Raw genomic sequence first — 16868 nt, forward strand, 5'->3', positions numbered from 1 at the left:
TCCTGGTGTACGAGGGGGGTGGTGCGGGAAGGCCGGAGGCCGGCCGGGGTGGTGCGGGAAGGCCGGAGGCCGGCCGGTGTGGTGCGGGAAGGCCGGAGGCCGGCCGGTGTGGTGCGGGAGGGTGGAATCAGTCGCGGGAGAGTTGGCCGTCGACACGCCGCCAGATGCCGTCGGGGTTGCCGTCGGCGATGGCGCTGGGGAGCAGCGCGGCGGGAACGTCCTGGTACGCGACAGGGCGCAGGAACCGCTCGATGGCGAGCGAGCCGACCGATGTCGAGCGTGAGTCGGACGTCGCCGGGTAAGGGCCGCCGTGGACCATCGCGTGGCCCACCTCGACGCCCGTGGGCCACCCGTCGAAAAGGATGCGTCCGGCCTTCAGCTCGAGGACGCGGAGCAGGCGTCCGGCGTCGGCGTGATCGGCGGCGTCGGCGTGGATCGTCGCGGTGAGCTGACCTTCGAGAGCGCGGGCCACGGCGGCGACCTGCTCGGCCGAGGTGCAGCGGACGACGAGCGCGGATGCGCCGAACACTTCGGCCTGCAACACGTCTCGGTCGAGGAACGTCGCGGCGTCGGTGCTGAAGAGTGCCGCGCGGCCGGCGTTGGGTGCGTCGGTGACGGTGCCGCGGGCGACCTCGTCTGCGGCGACGCTCAGCGCGTCGACACCCTTGCCGTAGCTGTCGGCGATGTTCGGCGTCAGCATGGTGGTCGGGGTGCTGGCCGCGACGGCGTCCGCAGCGGCCGCGACGAAGGCGTCGAGTTCCGGTCCGTCCTGCGCGATGACGAGGCCGGGATTGGTGCAGAACTGTCCGGAGCCGAGCGTCAGGGAGGCGACGAAGGCGCGGCCCAGATCTGCGGCCCGCGTCTCGAGGGCGTGCGGGAACAGGAACACCGGGTTGATGGAGCTCATCTCGGCGTACACCGGGATCGGTTCCGGTCGACCGGCTGCGGCGCGTACCAGAGCGGTGCCGCCGGAACGGGATCCGGTGAAGCCGACGGCCTTGACGCGCGGGTCGGTGACCAGAGCGGTGCCGATGGTGCGGCCGTCGCCGTAGACGAGCGAGAACACTCCTGCCGGCATGCCGGTCGACGCGGCGGCCTCGGTGATCGCGCGGCCGACGTACTCGGACGTACCCGGGTGGGCGTCGTGGGCCTTGACGATGACGGGGCATCCGGCGGCGAGTGCCGATGCGGTGTCGCCGCCGCCGACGGAGAAGGCGAGCGGGAAGTTGCTGGCGCCGAACACGACCACCGGTCCGAGTGAGACCTTGCGCTGGCGGATGTCGGCGCGGGGAAGGGGTGCGCGGTCCGGCTGTGCGGGGTCGATGCGGGCACCGTTCCAGCTGCCCTCGCGGAGCACCGAGGCGAACAGGCGGAGCTGTCCGCTGGTGCGGCCGACCTCACCGGTGATCCGACCGACGGGCAGGCCGGACTCGGCCACCGCGCGCTCGATGAGCGTCTCGCCCAGCGCCTCGATGTTGTCGGCGATGGCGTCGAGGAAGTCGGCGCGCGCCTCGGACGTGGTGGAGCGGTAGGCGTCGAAGGCCTCGTCCGCCGCCGCGCAGGCCGCGTCGACGTCGGCCATCGTGCCGTGCCGGTAGGCGGGCTCGAGATCCGCGCCGGTGGACGGATCGATGCCGTGGACGGTCGTGCCGGTGCCGGGGACGGTGGACCCGGCGATGATCAGCTCCCCGGTCAGAGGAGCGGTCGTCGTCACCGTTGCAGTCATCAGTGCATCAGCCCTTCTCGCAGTGCGTGGATGTACAGACGACGCTAAGGCGCGGTGTCATACAAGTCCAAGTTAAAATTGCACTGCAGCGATGCACTGTCGGTATCGACAGGGGTGACGCCTCGGTTCCCGCGGGCGTTGTATGTTCCCGTGGTGGTTGCAGCGGCCGCGGGAACACGGAACGTCAGCGGGAGCGCACTCGCACGGCGACCGTGCCCACGAGAACGACGACTGCCGCCGTCGCGGCAGTCCACCCGACGGTAGTGTTCAGGACCTCGCCGGACAGGCGCCCCTGCGCGACCCACCCGAGTCCCCACACGAGAGACAGTGCGGGCGCGATCCGTCCGGCGGAGACGGTGGCCAGGAACAGTCCGACGAGCGCCGCGACGACGAGAACGAGAACGGCCCACAGGGTGGCCGCCGACTCGACGCCCGTCGACGCGAGCCAGGCGCTGACGTTCGCGACCGTCGCGATAGCCACCCATCCAAGGTAGAGGCCCATCGTCCCGTCGGTGATCACCGTGTCGACGGCGGTGGTCCGCGGAGCCGCGATCAGCCGCGCGAGCACGAACGCCAGGCTCGCGAGCAGCGCGACGATCACGACGACGCTCAGCAGTACCTGCCCGAACTGCACCACGGTGATCCACGCGGCATTGAGCAGCATCGTCACGGCGATGGGTACGCGGAGTGCTCGTTGCCGCTCGGACCGGCGCTGGGCGGGCAGAGCCTGCCACACCGCGTAGGCGATCAGTCCGAGGTAGATGACCGACCAGATGGAGAATGCGGGCCCCGCCGGTGCGACCAGGGTGGCGGTCGCGCTGAGGGCGCCGTCGGCTGCTTCGGCGATCGGTGTGCCGACCACGGCGCCCGAGCCCAGGAATCCACCGACGACGGCGATGATCGCGCTGACGACGACCAGGAGAACCTGGCCCGACGATGCGGGCTCGGTACGCTGCCGAGGTGTGGCCGTGTCATGGGTCATGGGAGTCCTTCGAGCGAGTGGATGGTGGCCGTGGAGTGCCCGATCGAAAGTTTTCTGAAACAAAACCAAAGTATGTTTAAAGCATGAATTGGGCCGCCGCGGGGCAGATCAAGCATGAAAACCATTCTTGTGAGCCGATGGCACCAATGTGAAAATCGGTCAAAGTGGACGGTCGATGCAGGTGGGGACCATTTATTACGAACGGCCTTGGTGCCTTACAAGCTACGCGAACGACCTGCTCACAACTCCTCTCGCCGTCGAGTGCACCGCTGGAACGCGACGTGATCGGGGAACACGTAACGGCGAACCAAGAAATGGCGAATGATTGGCAGAGCGCGCGCATCGCATCTGCGACTGCCGTTCGACGCCTGCCCGAACATCTCGGTAGTGGGCACCATCCCGACAGCGGGCATCGCCGAGGGCACTTACGAGATCGACGGAGCAGTCACATGAACAAGGCAACCAAGGGCGCGATGGCGGCAGGTGCGGCAGCTCTTCTCCTTCTCGGTGGAGCGGGCAGTCTGGCTCTGTGGAGTGACTCCGAGTCGGTCGACGGAGGGGCTATCAACACCGGCACGCTCGACATCAGTTCGGCGGCAGGGACGTGGCAGGACGTGTCGGTGCCGGGTGTGCCGGTCGACATTTCCGACATCAGCCTCTTCCGCATGGTGCCCGGCGACACCGTCGAGTACACCACCGAGATGACTGTGACTGTCATCGGCGACAACCTGAGTGCCGACGTGGAATTCGATCCCACTTTCGTGCCGGTGTTCACCGAAGGCCCGGACGCCGGCATCCTCGCAGCGCGCAACATCACGCGAGTCGCGCCCACCGCGGCGAACTTCACCGTCGACGTCGATGCTTTCCGGGAGGGCACCACAACTCCCGTCACGACGATCACCGATGCGGACGACAATCTGGTCATCGACGTGACCGTGTCCATCGCATTCGATGCGATCGACCAGGTCGGGATCAACACGACGGCATCGTTCGAGGACTTCGACGTGACCGTCCAGCAGGTCCGCCCGTAATCGACAGCAGCTTTCTCCTCGTGAAGTCGAAGGTGGTCCTCGGCGCCGCGGCGGTTGTCACCGCCGCGGCGCTGGTGGGTGGGTCGGTGCAGGCGACCGGAGCGTTGTGGAGTGATCGGGAGCAGATCACCAGTTCCTCGGTGACCACCGGATTTCTCGACCTCTCGCCGGGTACCCGGTCGTCCGGTTCCGTCTTCACCTTCGCGGCGTTGCAGAAATCACCTGTAGCTGTAGATCAATCGGTCAGTGCACTGTTGGTCATCACCAACAGTGGTACCTCTCCGCTTCGCTTCCGCCTCGAATCCGCAGGCCCCACCGTATCGACTCCAGGTGCGACGGTTGAGGTGGCGTTGTCCGCCTCGGTCTCCCCGTCGTGCGGATCGGGCCCGTCCGCGTTCCCGGCGTTTACGGCGTCTGTAGCGACAACCACTGCGCTCGGCGCGCCGTGGCAAGCGTTGGCGGTCAACGCCACGACAACGTGGTGTGTGACCACAGTTCTCAAGTCTGTAACCGGTGCGCCGTCGGCGACGTATCAACATCGGTTCTCGTTCGAAGTGCAGTCGACATGACCCATCACGTGATACCAGAGGAGGCTGAAGACGTCGGCGACTCTCAGCCGACCGGTCCGCTGTGGTGGATCAAGACCATCGTGTCCTGGACCGCACTACTCGCGGCTACGGCGATCCTGCTCGTGGCGGTACTGATTCCGAAGATTGCGGGCGCGCAGCCTTACACGATTCTGACACCGTCCATGGTGCCTACCTACCCGCCGGGAACGCTCGTCGTGGTCAAACCTACCGACGACATCGGCATCGGAACCGTCATCACTTACCAGCTCCAGTCAGGTCTTCCCGAAGTGGTCACCCATCGTGTGGTCGGGACCGCATTCGACGACGACGGCGAACGTCGATACATCGCCCGTGGTGACGCAAACGACGTGCCAGACCAATCGCCGGTGCAACCCGCGCAGGTCAGGGGTTCGGTCTGGTACAGCATCCCGTACCTCGGATACGTCAACAATTGGCTGACAGGATCCACTCGCACCGCGGTCGTCGGTATCGCTGCGGGTGTGCTCTTCGCTTACGCGGCATGGCAATTCGCCTCCGCTGCCCGAGAGCGATCCAAGAAGAAGTCCACGTGAACATTCGCCAGGTGCTGGGCAGCGTGCGGCTGAAGGCAGCGCTGAGTCTCGGCATGGTTCTGGGACTCGGCTCGGTGGGAACTCTCGCTGCGTGGTCCACAACCGCCAGCACCACGTCCGGAACTTTCGTCACCGGCACGGTGGACATCAAGTTCGACGACGGCACAACCAACGGGAACCAGGGCTTGGCCGGCAGCCCGTACATCGTTGCGCTTCCGACGGGCACACTTCTGCCGGGACAGTCGAAAGCCGCCGCGGTCAAAGTCAAGAACGGTGGAACTCTGGGTTTCACGTACACCGGCGTCATCTCCGCAGTCACACCCGGGTTGTCACTCACTTCTGTGGTGACCGATGGAGCGCCGACCGTCAATGCGACCTCGAATACCTGCGGAGGTGCGGGTGTGACCTTGAGTTCGGCTCGGACTGTCGCCACCGGAGTTGTCGACACTCTCTGCGTGCAGGTGACCTTGCCAACCACATCGCCGTCGACCGATCAGGGCCTGTCTGGTTCGGTCAATCTCGTACTGACAGCGACGGCACTCAATGGCTGACGTACTGGATCCGCCGCGCCGTCACACCAGCCGAGCGCTGAATGTCCTGCTCGGTATCGGTGCAGCGCTGGGTGTCGCGTGCATGGTGTTCACCGTGCTCGCGATGTCCCTCTCGTTGACTCCGTTGGTGGTGACGTCGGGATCGATGGCTCCGGCCATTCCCACCGGATCGCTTGCCGTAGGCCGAGACGTTGCGGCATCAGCGCTCCGACCCGGCGACGTGGTGAGCGTCGTACGTGACGACGGTGCCAGGGTGACGCACCGCGTACAGGGGGTCGAGTCCATTGCCGGTGACTCTGCGTCGCTCGTGCTGAAAGGCGACGCCAACGCGGAAGCCGATGTTCAGCCGTATGCCGTTGCCGACGCCTCCAGGGTGATCGTGAGCGTGCCGTACCTCGGTTACGGGGTGGCGTGGATGAAGACGCCGTTCGCGTTGGTGATCGGTGGTCTTCTGGCGCTGGCGCTGCTCTACCTCATCATCCGACCGTCGGAGCCCCGCCGCGGCGGTGACAGTGCGGCCTCCGGCCGCCATCGCATCGCAGTCGTCGTACTGGCTGTGTGTGTCGCGGGTGGCGTCGTTCCAGGGTTCTCCCGTGCCGACGGAACCCTCGCGGCCCAGACAGACACTGCCAACGCACGAGCCACCGTGGCAGCGGGGACGCTTGCCCGCCCTACCAGTTTCACCTGCAATACGGTCGGGTTGAGTGCGCGGCTGAGTTGGGTGGCATCGGACCCCAACTACGGCCATCGCCTCACCTACACCCCCACAGCCGGCACTCCGGTCGTGCAGACTTTCGACTCCAGTACTACTTCGACCACCCCACCGCTGTCACTCTTGAATCTGTTGACCAACTGGACAGTCACGCTGCAGTCGACCTTTTTGGAGTGGAGGTCGACGCAGTCGTTGACACGCACCGTCAGGTCGACGACCGTGATCACCAGTTGTGTCACCAGTGGGTCTACAACCTCCGCCGCCTCTGCTGCACGCTTCGTATCGCCCCCCGAGGCCGCGACAACGGAGGCGCCGAGCACCTCGACCACCGAGGCGGCCACAACCACTGCCACCTCGACCACAACCATCTCGCCGACAACGACACCTGGTTCGACCACCGAACCCACGTCGACCACCGACTCCACGCCGACAATGTCAGCGACCACCACCGCTCCGACCACCACCGCTCCGACGACCACCGCTCCGACCACCACCGCACCGGTCACTACAACCACGCCCCCACCGCCACCGGCCGGCGCGTTCGTTGCGAATGGAACATCGAGGTCGATCGGCGGCAACACAGCCTCCGTGTCGGGCGGTGAACTCACAGTCACCGACACCGAGGGATCTGTGCTCTACCGGCAGCCCATCACCATCAGTGAGCGATACGGAACCGGTGTGGTCTGGTCGTCCGACGGCAACCTCTACGTCCTCGGTGAGGGCGGGTCCCGCCAGGTAGCGGTGGCGAACGGATCGTTCTTGTCCTCGTCGGTGAGTGAGTCGGCACTTCCGGCTGACATCTCTGCCCTCCTGTGAGACGCGGCCGTGCCTGACTGCCCACAAGTGGACAGAATCGACGGGATCCCGCCGATCGGCACCGTTTCCGGGCACTGAGGCACGGGCATACTTCTTTGAAGCGACACGAAGGAGATCACCGGTGGACCACAGAGGCGTGCTCATCGACGCGTACGACCGCATCAAGGAGACCGTGCACACGACGCTCGACGGCCTGGATCGGGAGGCGCTGACCTACCGCATCGATCCGGAGGCCAACACCATCGCCTGGCTGGTGTGGCATCTCGCGCGGGTGCAGGACGATCACGTCGCGGGTGTGGCGGGCAGCGAGCAGGTCTACACCGCGGACGGATGGAACGCCCGCTTCGCACTTCCGTTCGACGACGACGCCATCGGGTACGGGCAGTCGACGGAGGACGTGGGCAAGGTCGACGTCGACGCCGAGCTCCTCGCCGGGTACGTCGATGCCGTTCATGCGCGCACCGTCGAGTACCTCGACACCCTCACGGCAGAAGACCTCGACCGGGTGATCGACGAGAACTGGGATCCGCCGGTCACGCTGGCCGTCCGCCTCGTCAGTGTCGTGTCCGACGATCTACAGCACATCGGCCAGGCGGCATTCATCCGTGGAGTCGTCGAGCGGCGGTGAGAGAGCCCCGTGTCGGACGGCCGTGACATCGTGACGGCACTCAGCACGAGAGGACCCGAACGATGACCACCACCACCTGGCCGCTGCGTTGGCCGGCGTCCGCACGCGATGTCGCCGACGGCATCGTCCGACTCTCCGCGGCGCTGCGAGAGTCCGATGCAGACGCGGTCGACGATGCTGTGTCGGAACTGGCCTCGCAGAACGGTGTTCGCGTCGAGGACGTCTACGCCGCGATCCTGCGGATGCTACTCGAGGCTGCTCATCCCGACGGCCTCGACGGTGACGACGTGGGCGCCGTCGTCCGCGAGGCGGTCGCAAAGGACACCGGGTCGGATCCGTCCGACGTCGTGGCCGTGGTGCTCGGCACCCTGGGGGTCCATCCGGAACCGGAGCGTCGGACGAGCGGGTCGAGCGCCGAGGACGAGAATCAGGACCCCGACGACCGTCGAGACGACGGCCAGGTGGTCGTGGCGAGATTGGCCGCGGCGCCTGCGATCCGTGCGTCGGCGGCGGTCACGGACGTGCTCCTCGCCCGCATCGGATCACCGATCGAGGCCGTGGTGACCATGGTCGTCGACGACATCGCCGCCGCGGAGACCATCGAGTGGCCGTGATCGCTCGTCCGATCCGGAGGCACCGGCGCGGGTAACGTGAGTCCCCATGCGCGAGACACTGACGTGGGACCTGTTCGGCACGGCGTCGCGTGAGCTCACACGCACCGTCGTGGACAGTGGCTTCCGGCCGGACATCGTCATCGCGATCGCACGCGGCGGACTCATCCCGGCCGGGGCTCTGGCCTACGCGATGGGTGTGAAGGCCGCCGGCACGCTCAATGTCGAGTTCTACACCGACGTCGAGGAGACACTGCCGGATCCGGTGGTGCTCGCGCCGTTGCTCGACACCGACGCACTCGTGGGGAAGAAGCTGCTCGTCGTGGACGACGTCGCCGACTCCGGGCGCACTCTCGCGCTGGTCGTGGGCTTACTGAAAGAGCATGCGGCAGAGGTGAAGTCCGCCGTCGTCTACACCAAGCCCCGCACCATCATCACGCCGGACTTCTCGTGGCGGGAGACCGATCTGTGGATCGAGTTCCCGTGGTCCTCGGAGCCGGTCATCGAACGGAATTGACCTGCTGCCGTCAGCGGATCGCCACCTCGGCGCCGCGGAGTGCGGGTGCGCCGATCAGCGTCGTCCAGGACGGGACCGCGGTGGGCTCGACGCCGCTGCCCTGTCCGTAGATGACGGCCAGCGTGTCTCGCTCGGCGTCCGATCCGGCGTACGACGCGTCGGCTGGAACGGGTGACTGCTGTGGGAGCGATGCGTACTCGATGTCCTGTGGGCCGGGATTGCGTGAGGGCACCTGGTACGACCCGTCGTTGAGTCCACTGCCCGGGTACTGCGGAAAGAACCGTCCGGGTGCGGTGACGTCCTGATAGCAGGCGGCCGGCCTGTCGTCGAAGAGGCGCGGTTCGTCCTGGTTGGGGAGGTAGCCGCCGCGCGGGTTGACGAAATTGATGGTGGCGCGCGCACCGGGGTACGGATCACCCACTCCCAGAATGCGTCTCGCCTCCCCGATCAGGCCCGCGAACTTGGGCAGCATGCACCCGAACGTGGGGGAGAACTCGCCGAGCAACTCCAACGTCTCTCTGCTGCCGTCGGCGATGGTGATGATCGACTCGGCGTTCGCCGCGAGCAGGTCCGCGGTGCTGCCGGACGATGCGGTCGCCGACGTCAGAAGCGTGTCGACGGCGGGACGTCGCTCGACGAGCGTGTTGCCCGTGACGGTGAGGTTGTCGAGCGCGTCGAGCAGATCCGGAGCCGCGGTGGAGTAGGTCTCCGTCAGGGCGGCGAAGTCGACGAGATCCTGCTGCAGCGCGGGCAGTTCACGGCTGAGGCCGGTGACGATCTCGTCGAGTCGGTCGAGGGTGCGACCGAGTGCCTCGCCCCGCCCGTCGAGGGCCTGCGACAGCGCGCCCAGAGTGGTGGCCAACTTGTCCGGGGGAATGGCGTCGAGCAAGGGCAGTAGGCTGTCCAGTAATTGGCCGACCTCGATGGCGTTGCCGCTCGTGTCCTGCTCGATGACGTCGCCTTCCGCGATGGGAGTGCCCGTCCCTCCCCGCGGAATCTGGAGTGCGACGTAGCGCTCGCCGAACAGCGTCTTGGGCAACAGACGCGCCGTCACGGACGCCGGAATCATCGGTGCCGAGTCCTCCTCGAGCGCGATGCGGGAGATCACGACACCGTTCTCCGTGGTCGACGATCGCACCTGGCCGACGATGACTCCCCGCACCTTGACGTCGGCGTCGGGTGGCAGCGCGTTTCCCACCGAATCGGTGCGCAGTTCCACCGTCACCACGGACTCGAATGTCCGGGCGTACACCGCGGTGGTGAAGCCGACGAAGGCCACCGCGGCCAGAAAGAACGCGAGACCGGCCAGGCGGCGCACCATCATCCGGGAATGGTGACCGCGATCACACCATTTGTCAATGGCCTCTCGACCGTTGACACGAAAGGATCACGGGGCGCTGATGTCGATGAGCACCTTTCCGGTCACCCCGGACTCGACGGCGGCATGAGCGTCGGCCGTGGCACCGAGAGAAAAGCGGTGCAGCGGCAGCCCGTGCGACTCACCGACCGGAAGTGCACCGGCCCGAACAGCCTCGGTCACGTCGTGCTTCGCGGCCTCGAGAGCGGCGGTTCCCACGGTGTACAGCAGCACGAACTGGTACCGGATGTTGCCGACCATGCTCGGGCGGATGTCGATGGAGACCGCGTCGCCGCCGTTGTTCGCGTAGATCGCGACCGACGCGCGGGGTGCGGCGACGGCGGCATCGAGCTCCGCGTTCTGGGCGGGAGCCACTTCGACGATGATGTCCACACCTTGCGGAGCCAGTTCGCGGATGCGAGCCACAGCGTCGCCGGACTTGTAGTTGACGATGTGGTGCGCACGGGCTGCGGTGGCCAGACCTGCCTTCTCCGGGCCGCTCACCGTCGTGATGACGGTGGCGCCGGCCCAGCGGGCCAGTTGGATCGCGGCGTGGCCGACCGCACCTGCACCGCCGGCGACCAGGACGGTCTTGCCGTCCAGTGCGCCCGGATGGAGACGGGACGGTCCGTCCTCGGACACGGTGAGCGCGCGATGGGCGGTCACCGCCGGGACGCCGAGCGAGGCGCCGAGGTCGAAGTCGGCGTTCTCGGGCAGCCGGACCACGCGATCCGCCGGGACGACGGTGAACTCCTGGGCGGTTCCGGTGGGGCGCTCGTGCTGGGCGAGCAGCAGCCACACCCGGTCACCGGTGGCGATGCCCTCGACCTCCGGGCCGACCGCGTCGACGACACCGGCCCCGTCCTGGCCCGGAACCACCTCGTCGAACGCGGGCTTCTGCCCCGGACCCGCGCCCGTCCGCGACTTCCAGTCGGTGGGATTGACCCCCGCGACGACGAGGCGCACCCGCACCTCGCCGACGCCGGGCTCCACGATGTCGCGGTCGACTGCGGTCAGGACGGAGGGTGCACCGGTCTCGGTGTAGACGATTGCCTTCATGTGTGGGGCAACGATTCGACCGGGGGGTCCTGTTCCTGAGAGGGCGCCGCTCGAACGTTCACTTGACCGATCGGCCCCCATGGCATGGACTCACGGGCGTGCACGAGACTTCTCTGAACCGCCGCGGCTTCCTCCGGACCACCACCCTCGCCGCAGGGGTGGGCGCCGCGGCGACCCTCACCGCGCGGACCGCGGCGGCGCAGTCGTCGTCCGTCTTCCGACACGGCGTCGCCTCGGGCGACCCACTCGAGGATGCGATCCTGCTGTGGACCCGCGTCACGCCGACCCCCGACGCGACGCCGGGGTCCGGCCGTGGACCGGCCACCACCGTCACGTGGGAGCTGGCGCGCAACGCCGCGCTGACCGACGTGGTGCGCTCGGGCAGCGTCGTCACCTCTGCAGACACCGACCACACGGTGAAGGTCGACGTCACCGGTCTGAGCCCGGCGACGACCTATCACTACCGCTTCACGGCGGCGGGCGAGTCGTCGACGGTGGCCACCACCCGTACTGCCCCTGCCGCCGAGGCCGACGTCGCGCGCCTGCGATTCGGCGTCGTGTCGTGCGCCAATTGGGAGTCGGGGTACTTCTCCGCGTATCGCCATCTCGCGGCCCGCCAGGATCTCGATGCGATCATCCATCTGGGCGACTACATCTACGAGTACGAGACCGGCGGCTTCGAGGGCAAGAACGGCGTCGTGCGAGTGCACGATCCAGTGCACGAGATCGTCTCCCTCGCCGACTACCGAATCCGGCACGCCCAGTACAAGTCCGATCCGGATCTCCAGGCCGCTCACCGAGGTGTTCCGTGGATCTGCACGTGGGACGACCACGAGTCGGCGAACGACGCCTACGCCACGGGCGCCGAGAACCATCAGCCGGACACCGAGGGGGACTGGGCCTCGCGCAAGGCCAACTCGGTTCAGGCCTACTACGAGTGGATGCCCGTGCGCGCTGCGGGAACCGCGAACAACCGGCACCTGTACCGCCGACTGCGGTTCGGGACGCTGATGGAGCTGTCGATGCTCGATCTCCGCACCTACCGTTCGAAGCAGGTGCTGCCGTTCCAGGGCCCGGCGGTGGACTCGCCGGATCGCACCATCACCGGCGCCGACCAGATGGCGTGGCTGACGGCAGGTCTGACGTCGTCGCCCACGCAGTGGCGCATCATCGGCAACCCGGTGATGATCACGCCGACTCTGATTCCGCCGCTGGACCCCGAGGCGGCGCGAGGTGTGACCCAGCTGCTGGGGCTGCCGGCCGCCGGCGTGTCCTACAACGCCGATCCGTGGGACGGGTACACGGCCGACCGTCGTAGGCTGCTCGACGCGATCCGTACCGCGGGAGTCGACAACACCGTGTTCATCACCGGCGACATCCACTCCTCGTGGGCGTGCGACATCCCGGTCGACGCCGCGGCGTACCCGGCGGCGGGAACGGTGGCGACCGAGCTGGTGGTCACGTCGGTCACCTCGGCGAACATCGACGACTTCCTGAAGGTCCCGGAGCACACGGTCGGGCGGGTCGCGGAGGAGGCGTTCAAGGCCTTCAACCACCACGTCAAGTACGTCGATCTCGACACCCACGGGTTCGGTGTCTTCGAGGTGACGCCGTCGGGCGCGCAGATGGATCACTGGTACGTCACCGCCAAGGAGGATCCCGCGTCGACGGCCTACTTCGGTGCGGGTTTCCGCGTCGGGTCGGGCACGCAGACGGTGGCTCCCGCCCAACCCCTGGCTCCCTGACTGCCGTGACTTCAGGCCGGTTCGAGGAATCTAGACTGTTCCTCCGTGTCGACGCCCAAGATCGTGCTGTTCTACGTGTTCACGCCGCTGCCGGACCCCGAGGCGGTCCGGCTGTGGCAGCACACCCTGGCGTCCGCACACGGGCTCACCGGCCGGATCATCGTCTCCCCGCACGGCATCAACGCGACGGTGGGCGGCGACGTCCGCGCGGTCAAGAAGTACGTCCGCGGCACTCGTGAGTACGCGCCGTTCGCGGCCGCGGACGTCAAGTGGTCGGACGGCCGCGGCGACGACTTCCCCAAGCTCAGCGTCCGGGTGCGTCCAGAGATCGTGACCTTCGGAGTACCGGACGAACTCCACGTGACCGCGGACGGCGTCGTGGGAGGTGGCCGGCACCTCGCACCCGAGGAGGTGCACGACCTGGTGGCCGAGCGGGGGGACGACGTCGTCTTCCTCGACGGCCGCAACGCCTTCGAGGCCGCGATCGGACGTTTCGACGGCGCTGTGGTTCCGGACGTCGAGAACACGCGAGAGTTCCTGGCGCAGTTGGATTCCGGGGTGTTCGACCATCTGAAGTCGAAGCCCGTCGTCACCTACTGCACCGGGGGCGTGCGATGTGAGGTGTTGTCATCCTTGATGCGCTCGCGCGGCTTCGAGGAGGTCTACCAGCTGGACGGCGGCATCGTGCGGTACGGCGAGCGGTACGGGGACGACGGGCTCTGGTCCGGGTCGCTGTACGTGTTCGATCAGCGCGGCACCGTCGCGTTCTCCGACCACCCGGCCGTCATCGGAACCTGTTCACGCTGCGGTGTTCCCACCTCGCGGTACCTCGACACGGACGACGGCCACGGTCGTGGGTTGGCTCTGGTCTGCACCGAGTGCGTCCCCACGTGACCGTGCCGTTGCCGTTCCGGGACGGCCTCGCACCGCTGCGGCATCGGTTGCCCCACGGCGAGCATCCGGCGACCACGCTCGAATATCTGGAGAGCGTGCTGCCCGGCGACGCGTGGCGGGCGACGATGGCGGCGGGGGAGGTGGTCGACGAGCGCGGCCGCCCGTACAGCGAGGACACGGCCTATCGCGCCGGTGCCGTCGTGCACTTCCACCGGATCCCGGAGCCCGAGGTGCCGGTTCCCTTCGAGATGGAGATCCTGCACGTCGACGACGCGATCGTCGTCGTCGACAAGCCCCACTTCCTCGCGACCATCCCGCGCGGGCGTCACATCACCGAGACCGCGACGGTGCGGCTGCGGCGGCTCTTCGACGAGCCGGACATCACGCCGGCCCATCGGCTCGACCGCGCCACCGCGGGAGTCCTGATGTTCACCAGAGCAGCCCGATTCCGCCGGGCGTACCAAAACCTCTTCGTCGACGGGAGCGTGGACAAGGAGTACGAGGCCGTCGCCGGATTCGACCCCGGCCTCACCTTCCCGCGCAGTGTCGAGAGCCGGATCGTCAAAGAACACGGCGTCATGACCGCGCACGAGGAACCGGGTGAGCCGAACAGCGAGACACGGGTGGAGGTCATCGAGAGGGTGGGCGACGCGGCGCGCTACCGGCTCTTCCCTCGCACGGGCAAGACGCATCAGCTGCGCCTGCATCTCTCCTCGCTCGGCATCCCGATCCACGGCGACCCGTACTACCCGACGTTCACGTCCGTGGCGCCCGACGACTTCTCGACACCCCTGCAGTTGCTCGCGCGCCGGTTGAGCTTCACCGATCCGCTCACCGGCGACCCCCGCACCTTCAGCTCACGGAGAGAACTCCGGCTCGTCTGATTCCGGCCGGCCTCCGGCCTTCCCGCTTTCCGACCCCGGCCGGCCTCCGGCCTTCCCGCTACATGAGCCCGTTGGGGTCGTCCACCTCGACGTCGTTGCCGTCGCCGCGCAGTCGCTCGATCAGCTCACCGAGCAGCCGCACCGCAGCTCCGTTGATCGCTCGGGCGGGCTCGAGCTCGAAGCCGATGCGTGTCGGCTCGTCCCGAAGGTCGGCCAGGACGCGGCTCATGATGTTCTCCGCGCCGGCGAACCGGATGTCGCCCTGCAGCTCGTACACCGTGCGGCCGTCCTCCTCACGGGCCCGGCGCACCGCGGAGTGACCGGACGGGGCGATGTCCATCATGTGCAGATCCATGTCCCGCGACAGTCGCTCGAACACCTCGACCCCGCGCACGCTGTTGCCCCGGTCGTCGAGTCGTGGGGAGTGGACGGCGATCCCGAGCTGACCGGGCAGCACCCCGATGATCGCGCCGGACACACCGCTCTTCGCGGGAATGCCGACGTTCGCGATCCAGTCGCCCGTGCCGTCGTACATCCCGCACGTGGTCATGGTCGAGAGCACCTGTCGCACGACGGCGGACGTCGCCACCCGCTCGCCGCTCTCGGGATGGACACCGCCGTTCGCCATCGTCGCGGCGAGCATCGCGAGATCGGGTGTGGTGACGTCGATGCTGCACTGCCTGGCGTACCCGGTGACGACCTCGTGTGCATCGCACTCGAGGACCTTCACCGAGGCGAGCATGTGGGCGAGCGCCAGGTTCCGGTCGCTCGACTCCATCTCGGCGTCGAACACGTCGTCGTCGATCGAGAGGTCGCGGCCGACGAACGCGGAGTGCAGCGCGAGGATCCGGTCGACGCGATGCTCGACGTCACGCCCCTCGACCAACGAGTGTGCCGCGATGGCGCCGGCATTGATGAGCGCGTTGCGCGGGCGGCCGGTGTCGCGTTCGAGCGAGATCTCGTTGAACGCGTCGCCCGACGGCTCGACGTCGATCTTGCGGTGCACGGCGTCGAGCCCACGGTCGGCCAGCGCGAGGGCGTAGGTGAGTGCCTTGGAGATGGACTGGATCGAGAAGGACGAGTCCACGTCGCCGGCGCAGTAGACCGTGCCCTCGACGGTGACGACGGCGACCGAGAACACGTCGGGGTCGGCTTCCGAGAGGATGCGGTTGCCCGTGAGGACCTCGCCGCCGTCCGAGTCCCGGCAGTCGCGCAGCACGGCCTCCAGGTAGTCGGTGATCGGTGACGTCACCGTGGCAGCCACTCGACGTGCGCGCGCCGGAGGATGTCGTCGGGAGTGACGGCGTGCAGTGCGTCCAGGTAGGCGACCGCGAACGAGCCGGGCGCGGTGGCGGTCTCGGCCGCGATGTCGGCGGCGACCGTCGCGTGCGTGTGGGCCGCGATCGTCGCGACTCCGTGGTCGTCGACGGCGGCGCAGTACGCGGCGACGAGAGCTCCGAGCGAACACCCGGTTCCGGTCACCTTCGTCATGAGGACGCTGCCGCCGTGCACCGTCGCGAGTCCGCCCTCGTGGGCGATGTGGTCGATCGCCCCACTCGCGGACACCGCTGTCGAGTAGGCGAGCAGGCCACGTGCGGCGTCGACAGCGTCCGCCGGATCGTCCGAGCTGTCCACGCCGCGTCCGGACCCGTTCCGCTCGTCGGTGTCGAGTCCGGTCAGGCGGTGGAGACCGATGATCTCGGAAGCGTTTCCCCGCACGGCTGCGGGTCGGTGCTCGAGAAGGTCGCGGGCGAGTGCGCCGCGCCACGGCAGTCCACCGGCAGCGATGGGGTCCAGCACCCACGGGGTGCCCGCAGCCGCGGCGGCCGCCGCGGTGGCCAGGTACACCTCACGCAGCTGCGGCTGGGGCGTGCCGAGGTTGATCAGCACCGCGTCGGCCACCCCGGCGAACAGCGCCGCCTCGTCCTCGTTGTCCACCATGGCCGCACTGGCACCGGCGGCGAGGAGCACGTTCGCGGTGAAACCCGCTGTGACGTAATTGGTCACGGCGTGGACGAGGGGCGCGCGGTCACGCAGCGCGACGAGCGCGTCGGCCACGGAGGTCGTCGGGTCGGTCATGAGACGGGTATACCCGCTCGGTGCTTCGCGTCACCTCACGCGGTACCGGTGGCGCATGGTCCCCGGTGTGTTGTAGCCTTATCGCAGCTGACAGGTCGTAGTTTTTGTGTGTTCGTGTTCATGCACGCTCGCTGG

The 16868-nt window shown here is 67.7% G+C and carries 19 protein-coding genes and 1 pseudogene; 12 read left to right on the plus strand and 8 right to left on the minus strand.

Translation table 11 applies throughout. The features are described from left to right. Positions 1 to 127: 127 nt before the first annotated feature. A complete protein-coding gene (locus tag J4E04_RS04200; RefSeq protein WP_490149933.1) occupies positions 128 to 1726 on the minus strand; it encodes an aldehyde dehydrogenase (NADP(+)) in 1599 nt (532 codons plus the stop codon). Between the two features lie 184 nt (positions 1727 to 1910). Continuing rightward, complete coding sequence (locus tag J4E04_RS04205) at positions 1911 to 2708, minus strand: TspO/MBR family protein (RefSeq protein ID WP_490149934.1); 798 nt, start codon at positions 2706 to 2708, stop codon at positions 1911 to 1913. 281 nt (positions 2709 to 2989) lie between these two features. Between J4E04_RS04205 and J4E04_RS04210 the strand changes: the two genes are divergently transcribed. Genes J4E04_RS04210 through J4E04_RS04225 form a run of 4 tightly spaced genes read left to right on the plus strand, consistent with a single transcriptional unit; the run spans position 2990 to position 5431 of the window. Continuing rightward, a complete protein-coding gene (locus tag J4E04_RS04210; RefSeq protein WP_490149935.1) occupies positions 2990 to 3739 on the plus strand; it encodes an alternate-type signal peptide domain-containing protein in 750 nt (249 codons plus the stop codon). Positions 3740 to 3759: 20 nt separating this feature from the next. After that, positions 3760 to 4308, plus strand: a complete 549-nt coding sequence (locus J4E04_RS04215; RefSeq protein WP_490149936.1) for a hypothetical protein — start codon at positions 3760 to 3762, stop codon at positions 4306 to 4308. Then, the gene (locus J4E04_RS04220) at positions 4305 to 4880 is read left to right on the plus strand and encodes a signal peptidase I (RefSeq protein WP_490149937.1); all 576 of its coding nucleotides are present in this window, start codon (positions 4305 to 4307) and stop codon (positions 4878 to 4880) included. Before J4E04_RS04215 ends, J4E04_RS04220 begins: the two co-directional genes overlap by 4 nt. Then, entirely contained in the window at positions 4877 to 5431 is a 555-nt protein-coding gene (locus J4E04_RS04225; RefSeq protein WP_490149938.1) for a SipW-dependent-type signal peptide-containing protein, read from the plus strand. Before J4E04_RS04220 ends, J4E04_RS04225 begins: the two co-directional genes overlap by 4 nt. A gap of 21 nt (positions 5432 to 5452) precedes the next feature. Here J4E04_RS04225 and J4E04_RS04230 read toward each other — a convergent pair whose 3' ends face one another. Then, the gene (locus J4E04_RS04230; RefSeq protein WP_490150605.1) at positions 5453 to 5590 is read right to left on the minus strand and encodes a hypothetical protein; all 138 of its coding nucleotides are present in this window, start codon (positions 5588 to 5590) and stop codon (positions 5453 to 5455) included. On the opposite strand from J4E04_RS04230, the pseudogene J4E04_RS04235 reads away from it, so the two are divergent. Beyond that, positions 5535 to 5798: pseudogene (locus tag J4E04_RS04235) on the plus strand (signal peptidase I); the annotation flags it as partial. The gene J4E04_RS04230 and the pseudogene J4E04_RS04235 sit on opposite strands and share 56 nt — an antisense overlap. Before the next feature lie 389 nt (positions 5799 to 6187). Here the strand turns inward: J4E04_RS04235 and J4E04_RS04240 are convergent. Continuing rightward, the gene (locus J4E04_RS04240; protein ID WP_490150606.1) at positions 6188 to 6763 is read right to left on the minus strand and encodes a hypothetical protein; all 576 of its coding nucleotides are present in this window, start codon (positions 6761 to 6763) and stop codon (positions 6188 to 6190) included. Between the two features lie 10 nt (positions 6764 to 6773). On the opposite strand from J4E04_RS04240, the gene J4E04_RS04245 reads away from it, so the two are divergent. The 4 genes from J4E04_RS04245 (at position 6774) to J4E04_RS04260 (ending at position 8715) form a co-directional block, all read left to right on the plus strand. Continuing rightward, positions 6774 to 6959: a hypothetical protein gene (locus J4E04_RS04245; RefSeq protein ID WP_490150607.1), complete on the plus strand. Its 186-nt coding sequence runs from the start codon at positions 6774 to 6776 to the stop codon at positions 6957 to 6959. Between the two features lie 121 nt (positions 6960 to 7080). Then, complete coding sequence (locus J4E04_RS04250) at positions 7081 to 7587, plus strand: mycothiol transferase (protein WP_307108326.1); 507 nt, start codon at positions 7081 to 7083, stop codon at positions 7585 to 7587. Between the two features lie 62 nt (positions 7588 to 7649). Continuing rightward, on the plus strand, positions 7650 to 8201 hold the full coding sequence (locus tag J4E04_RS04255) for a hypothetical protein (RefSeq protein ID WP_490149939.1): 552 nt from the start codon (positions 7650 to 7652) through the stop codon (positions 8199 to 8201). Positions 8202 to 8247: 46 nt separating this feature from the next. Next, entirely contained in the window at positions 8248 to 8715 is a 468-nt protein-coding gene (locus tag J4E04_RS04260) for a phosphoribosyltransferase (protein WP_222632966.1), read from the plus strand. A 10-nt stretch (positions 8716 to 8725) separates the two neighbouring features. Here J4E04_RS04260 and J4E04_RS04265 read toward each other — a convergent pair whose 3' ends face one another. Together J4E04_RS04265 and J4E04_RS04270 are read right to left on the minus strand one after the other, a co-directional pair. Beyond that, the gene (locus J4E04_RS04265) at positions 8726 to 10036 is read right to left on the minus strand and encodes an MCE family protein (protein ID WP_490150501.1); all 1311 of its coding nucleotides are present in this window, start codon (positions 10034 to 10036) and stop codon (positions 8726 to 8728) included. Between the two features lie 66 nt (positions 10037 to 10102). After that, positions 10103 to 11131: an NADPH:quinone reductase gene (locus J4E04_RS04270; protein ID WP_490149940.1), complete on the minus strand. Its 1029-nt coding sequence runs from the start codon at positions 11129 to 11131 to the stop codon at positions 10103 to 10105. Positions 11132 to 11229: 98 nt separating this feature from the next. Here J4E04_RS04270 and J4E04_RS04275 point away from each other — a divergent pair, with 98 nt between their 5' ends. Genes J4E04_RS04275 through J4E04_RS04285 form a run of 3 tightly spaced genes read left to right on the plus strand, consistent with a single transcriptional unit; the run spans position 11230 to position 14654 of the window. Further along, positions 11230 to 12876 carry an alkaline phosphatase D family protein gene (locus J4E04_RS04275; protein ID WP_490149941.1) on the plus strand — a complete coding sequence of 549 codons (1647 nt, stop codon included), beginning with the start codon at positions 11230 to 11232 and terminating at the stop codon, positions 12874 to 12876. Between the two features lie 45 nt (positions 12877 to 12921). Continuing rightward, positions 12922 to 13770: an oxygen-dependent tRNA uridine(34) hydroxylase TrhO gene (gene trhO / locus J4E04_RS04280; protein WP_490149942.1), complete on the plus strand. Its 849-nt coding sequence runs from the start codon at positions 12922 to 12924 to the stop codon at positions 13768 to 13770. After that, complete coding sequence (locus J4E04_RS04285; protein ID WP_490149943.1) at positions 13767 to 14654, plus strand: pseudouridine synthase; 888 nt, start codon at positions 13767 to 13769, stop codon at positions 14652 to 14654. Before trhO ends, J4E04_RS04285 begins: the two co-directional genes overlap by 4 nt. Before the next feature lie 58 nt (positions 14655 to 14712). Here the strand turns inward: J4E04_RS04285 and glsA are convergent, their stop codons facing one another. Both glsA and thiM read right to left on the minus strand, forming a co-directional pair. After that, the gene (gene glsA / locus J4E04_RS04290) at positions 14713 to 15906 is read right to left on the minus strand and encodes a glutaminase A (protein ID WP_490149944.1); all 1194 of its coding nucleotides are present in this window, start codon (positions 15904 to 15906) and stop codon (positions 14713 to 14715) included. Then, positions 15903 to 16733, minus strand: a complete 831-nt coding sequence (thiM, locus tag J4E04_RS04295; protein ID WP_222630550.1) for a hydroxyethylthiazole kinase — start codon at positions 16731 to 16733, stop codon at positions 15903 to 15905. The genes glsA and thiM overlap by 4 nt, the downstream gene beginning before the upstream one ends. Between the last annotated feature and the right edge of the window lie 135 nt (positions 16734 to 16868).

The organism is Rhodococcus sp. NFXS4 (assembly GCF_058139645.1).

Bases quoted from the DNA above. Each gene is read 5' to 3' on its own strand.
- J4E04_RS04230 (WP_490150605.1), bottom strand. From the start codon at position 5,590: ATGGCCGGAGCCATCGATCCCGACGTCACCACCAACGGAGTCAACGAG.
- J4E04_RS04220 (WP_490149937.1), top strand. From the start codon at position 4,305: ATGACCCATCACGTGATACCAGAGGAGGCTGAAGACGTCGGCGACTCT.
- J4E04_RS04205 (WP_490149934.1), bottom strand. From the start codon at position 2,708: ATGACCCATGACACGGCCACACCTCGGCAGCGTACCGAGCCCGCATCG.
- J4E04_RS04260 (WP_222632966.1), top strand. From the start codon at position 8,248: ATGCGCGAGACACTGACGTGGGACCTGTTCGGCACGGCGTCGCGTGAG.
- J4E04_RS04255 (WP_490149939.1), top strand. From the start codon at position 7,650: ATGACCACCACCACCTGGCCGCTGCGTTGGCCGGCGTCCGCACGCGAT.
- J4E04_RS04270 (WP_490149940.1), bottom strand. From the start codon at position 11,131: ATGAAGGCAATCGTCTACACCGAGACCGGTGCACCCTCCGTCCTGACC.
- J4E04_RS04200 (WP_490149933.1), bottom strand. From the start codon at position 1,726: ATGACTGCAACGGTGACGACGACCGCTCCTCTGACCGGGGAGCTGATC.
- thiM (WP_222630550.1), bottom strand. From the start codon at position 16,733: ATGACCGACCCGACGACCTCCGTGGCCGACGCGCTCGTCGCGCTGCGT.
- J4E04_RS04265 (WP_490150501.1), bottom strand. From the start codon at position 10,036: ATGGTGCGCCGCCTGGCCGGTCTCGCGTTCTTTCTGGCCGCGGTGGCC.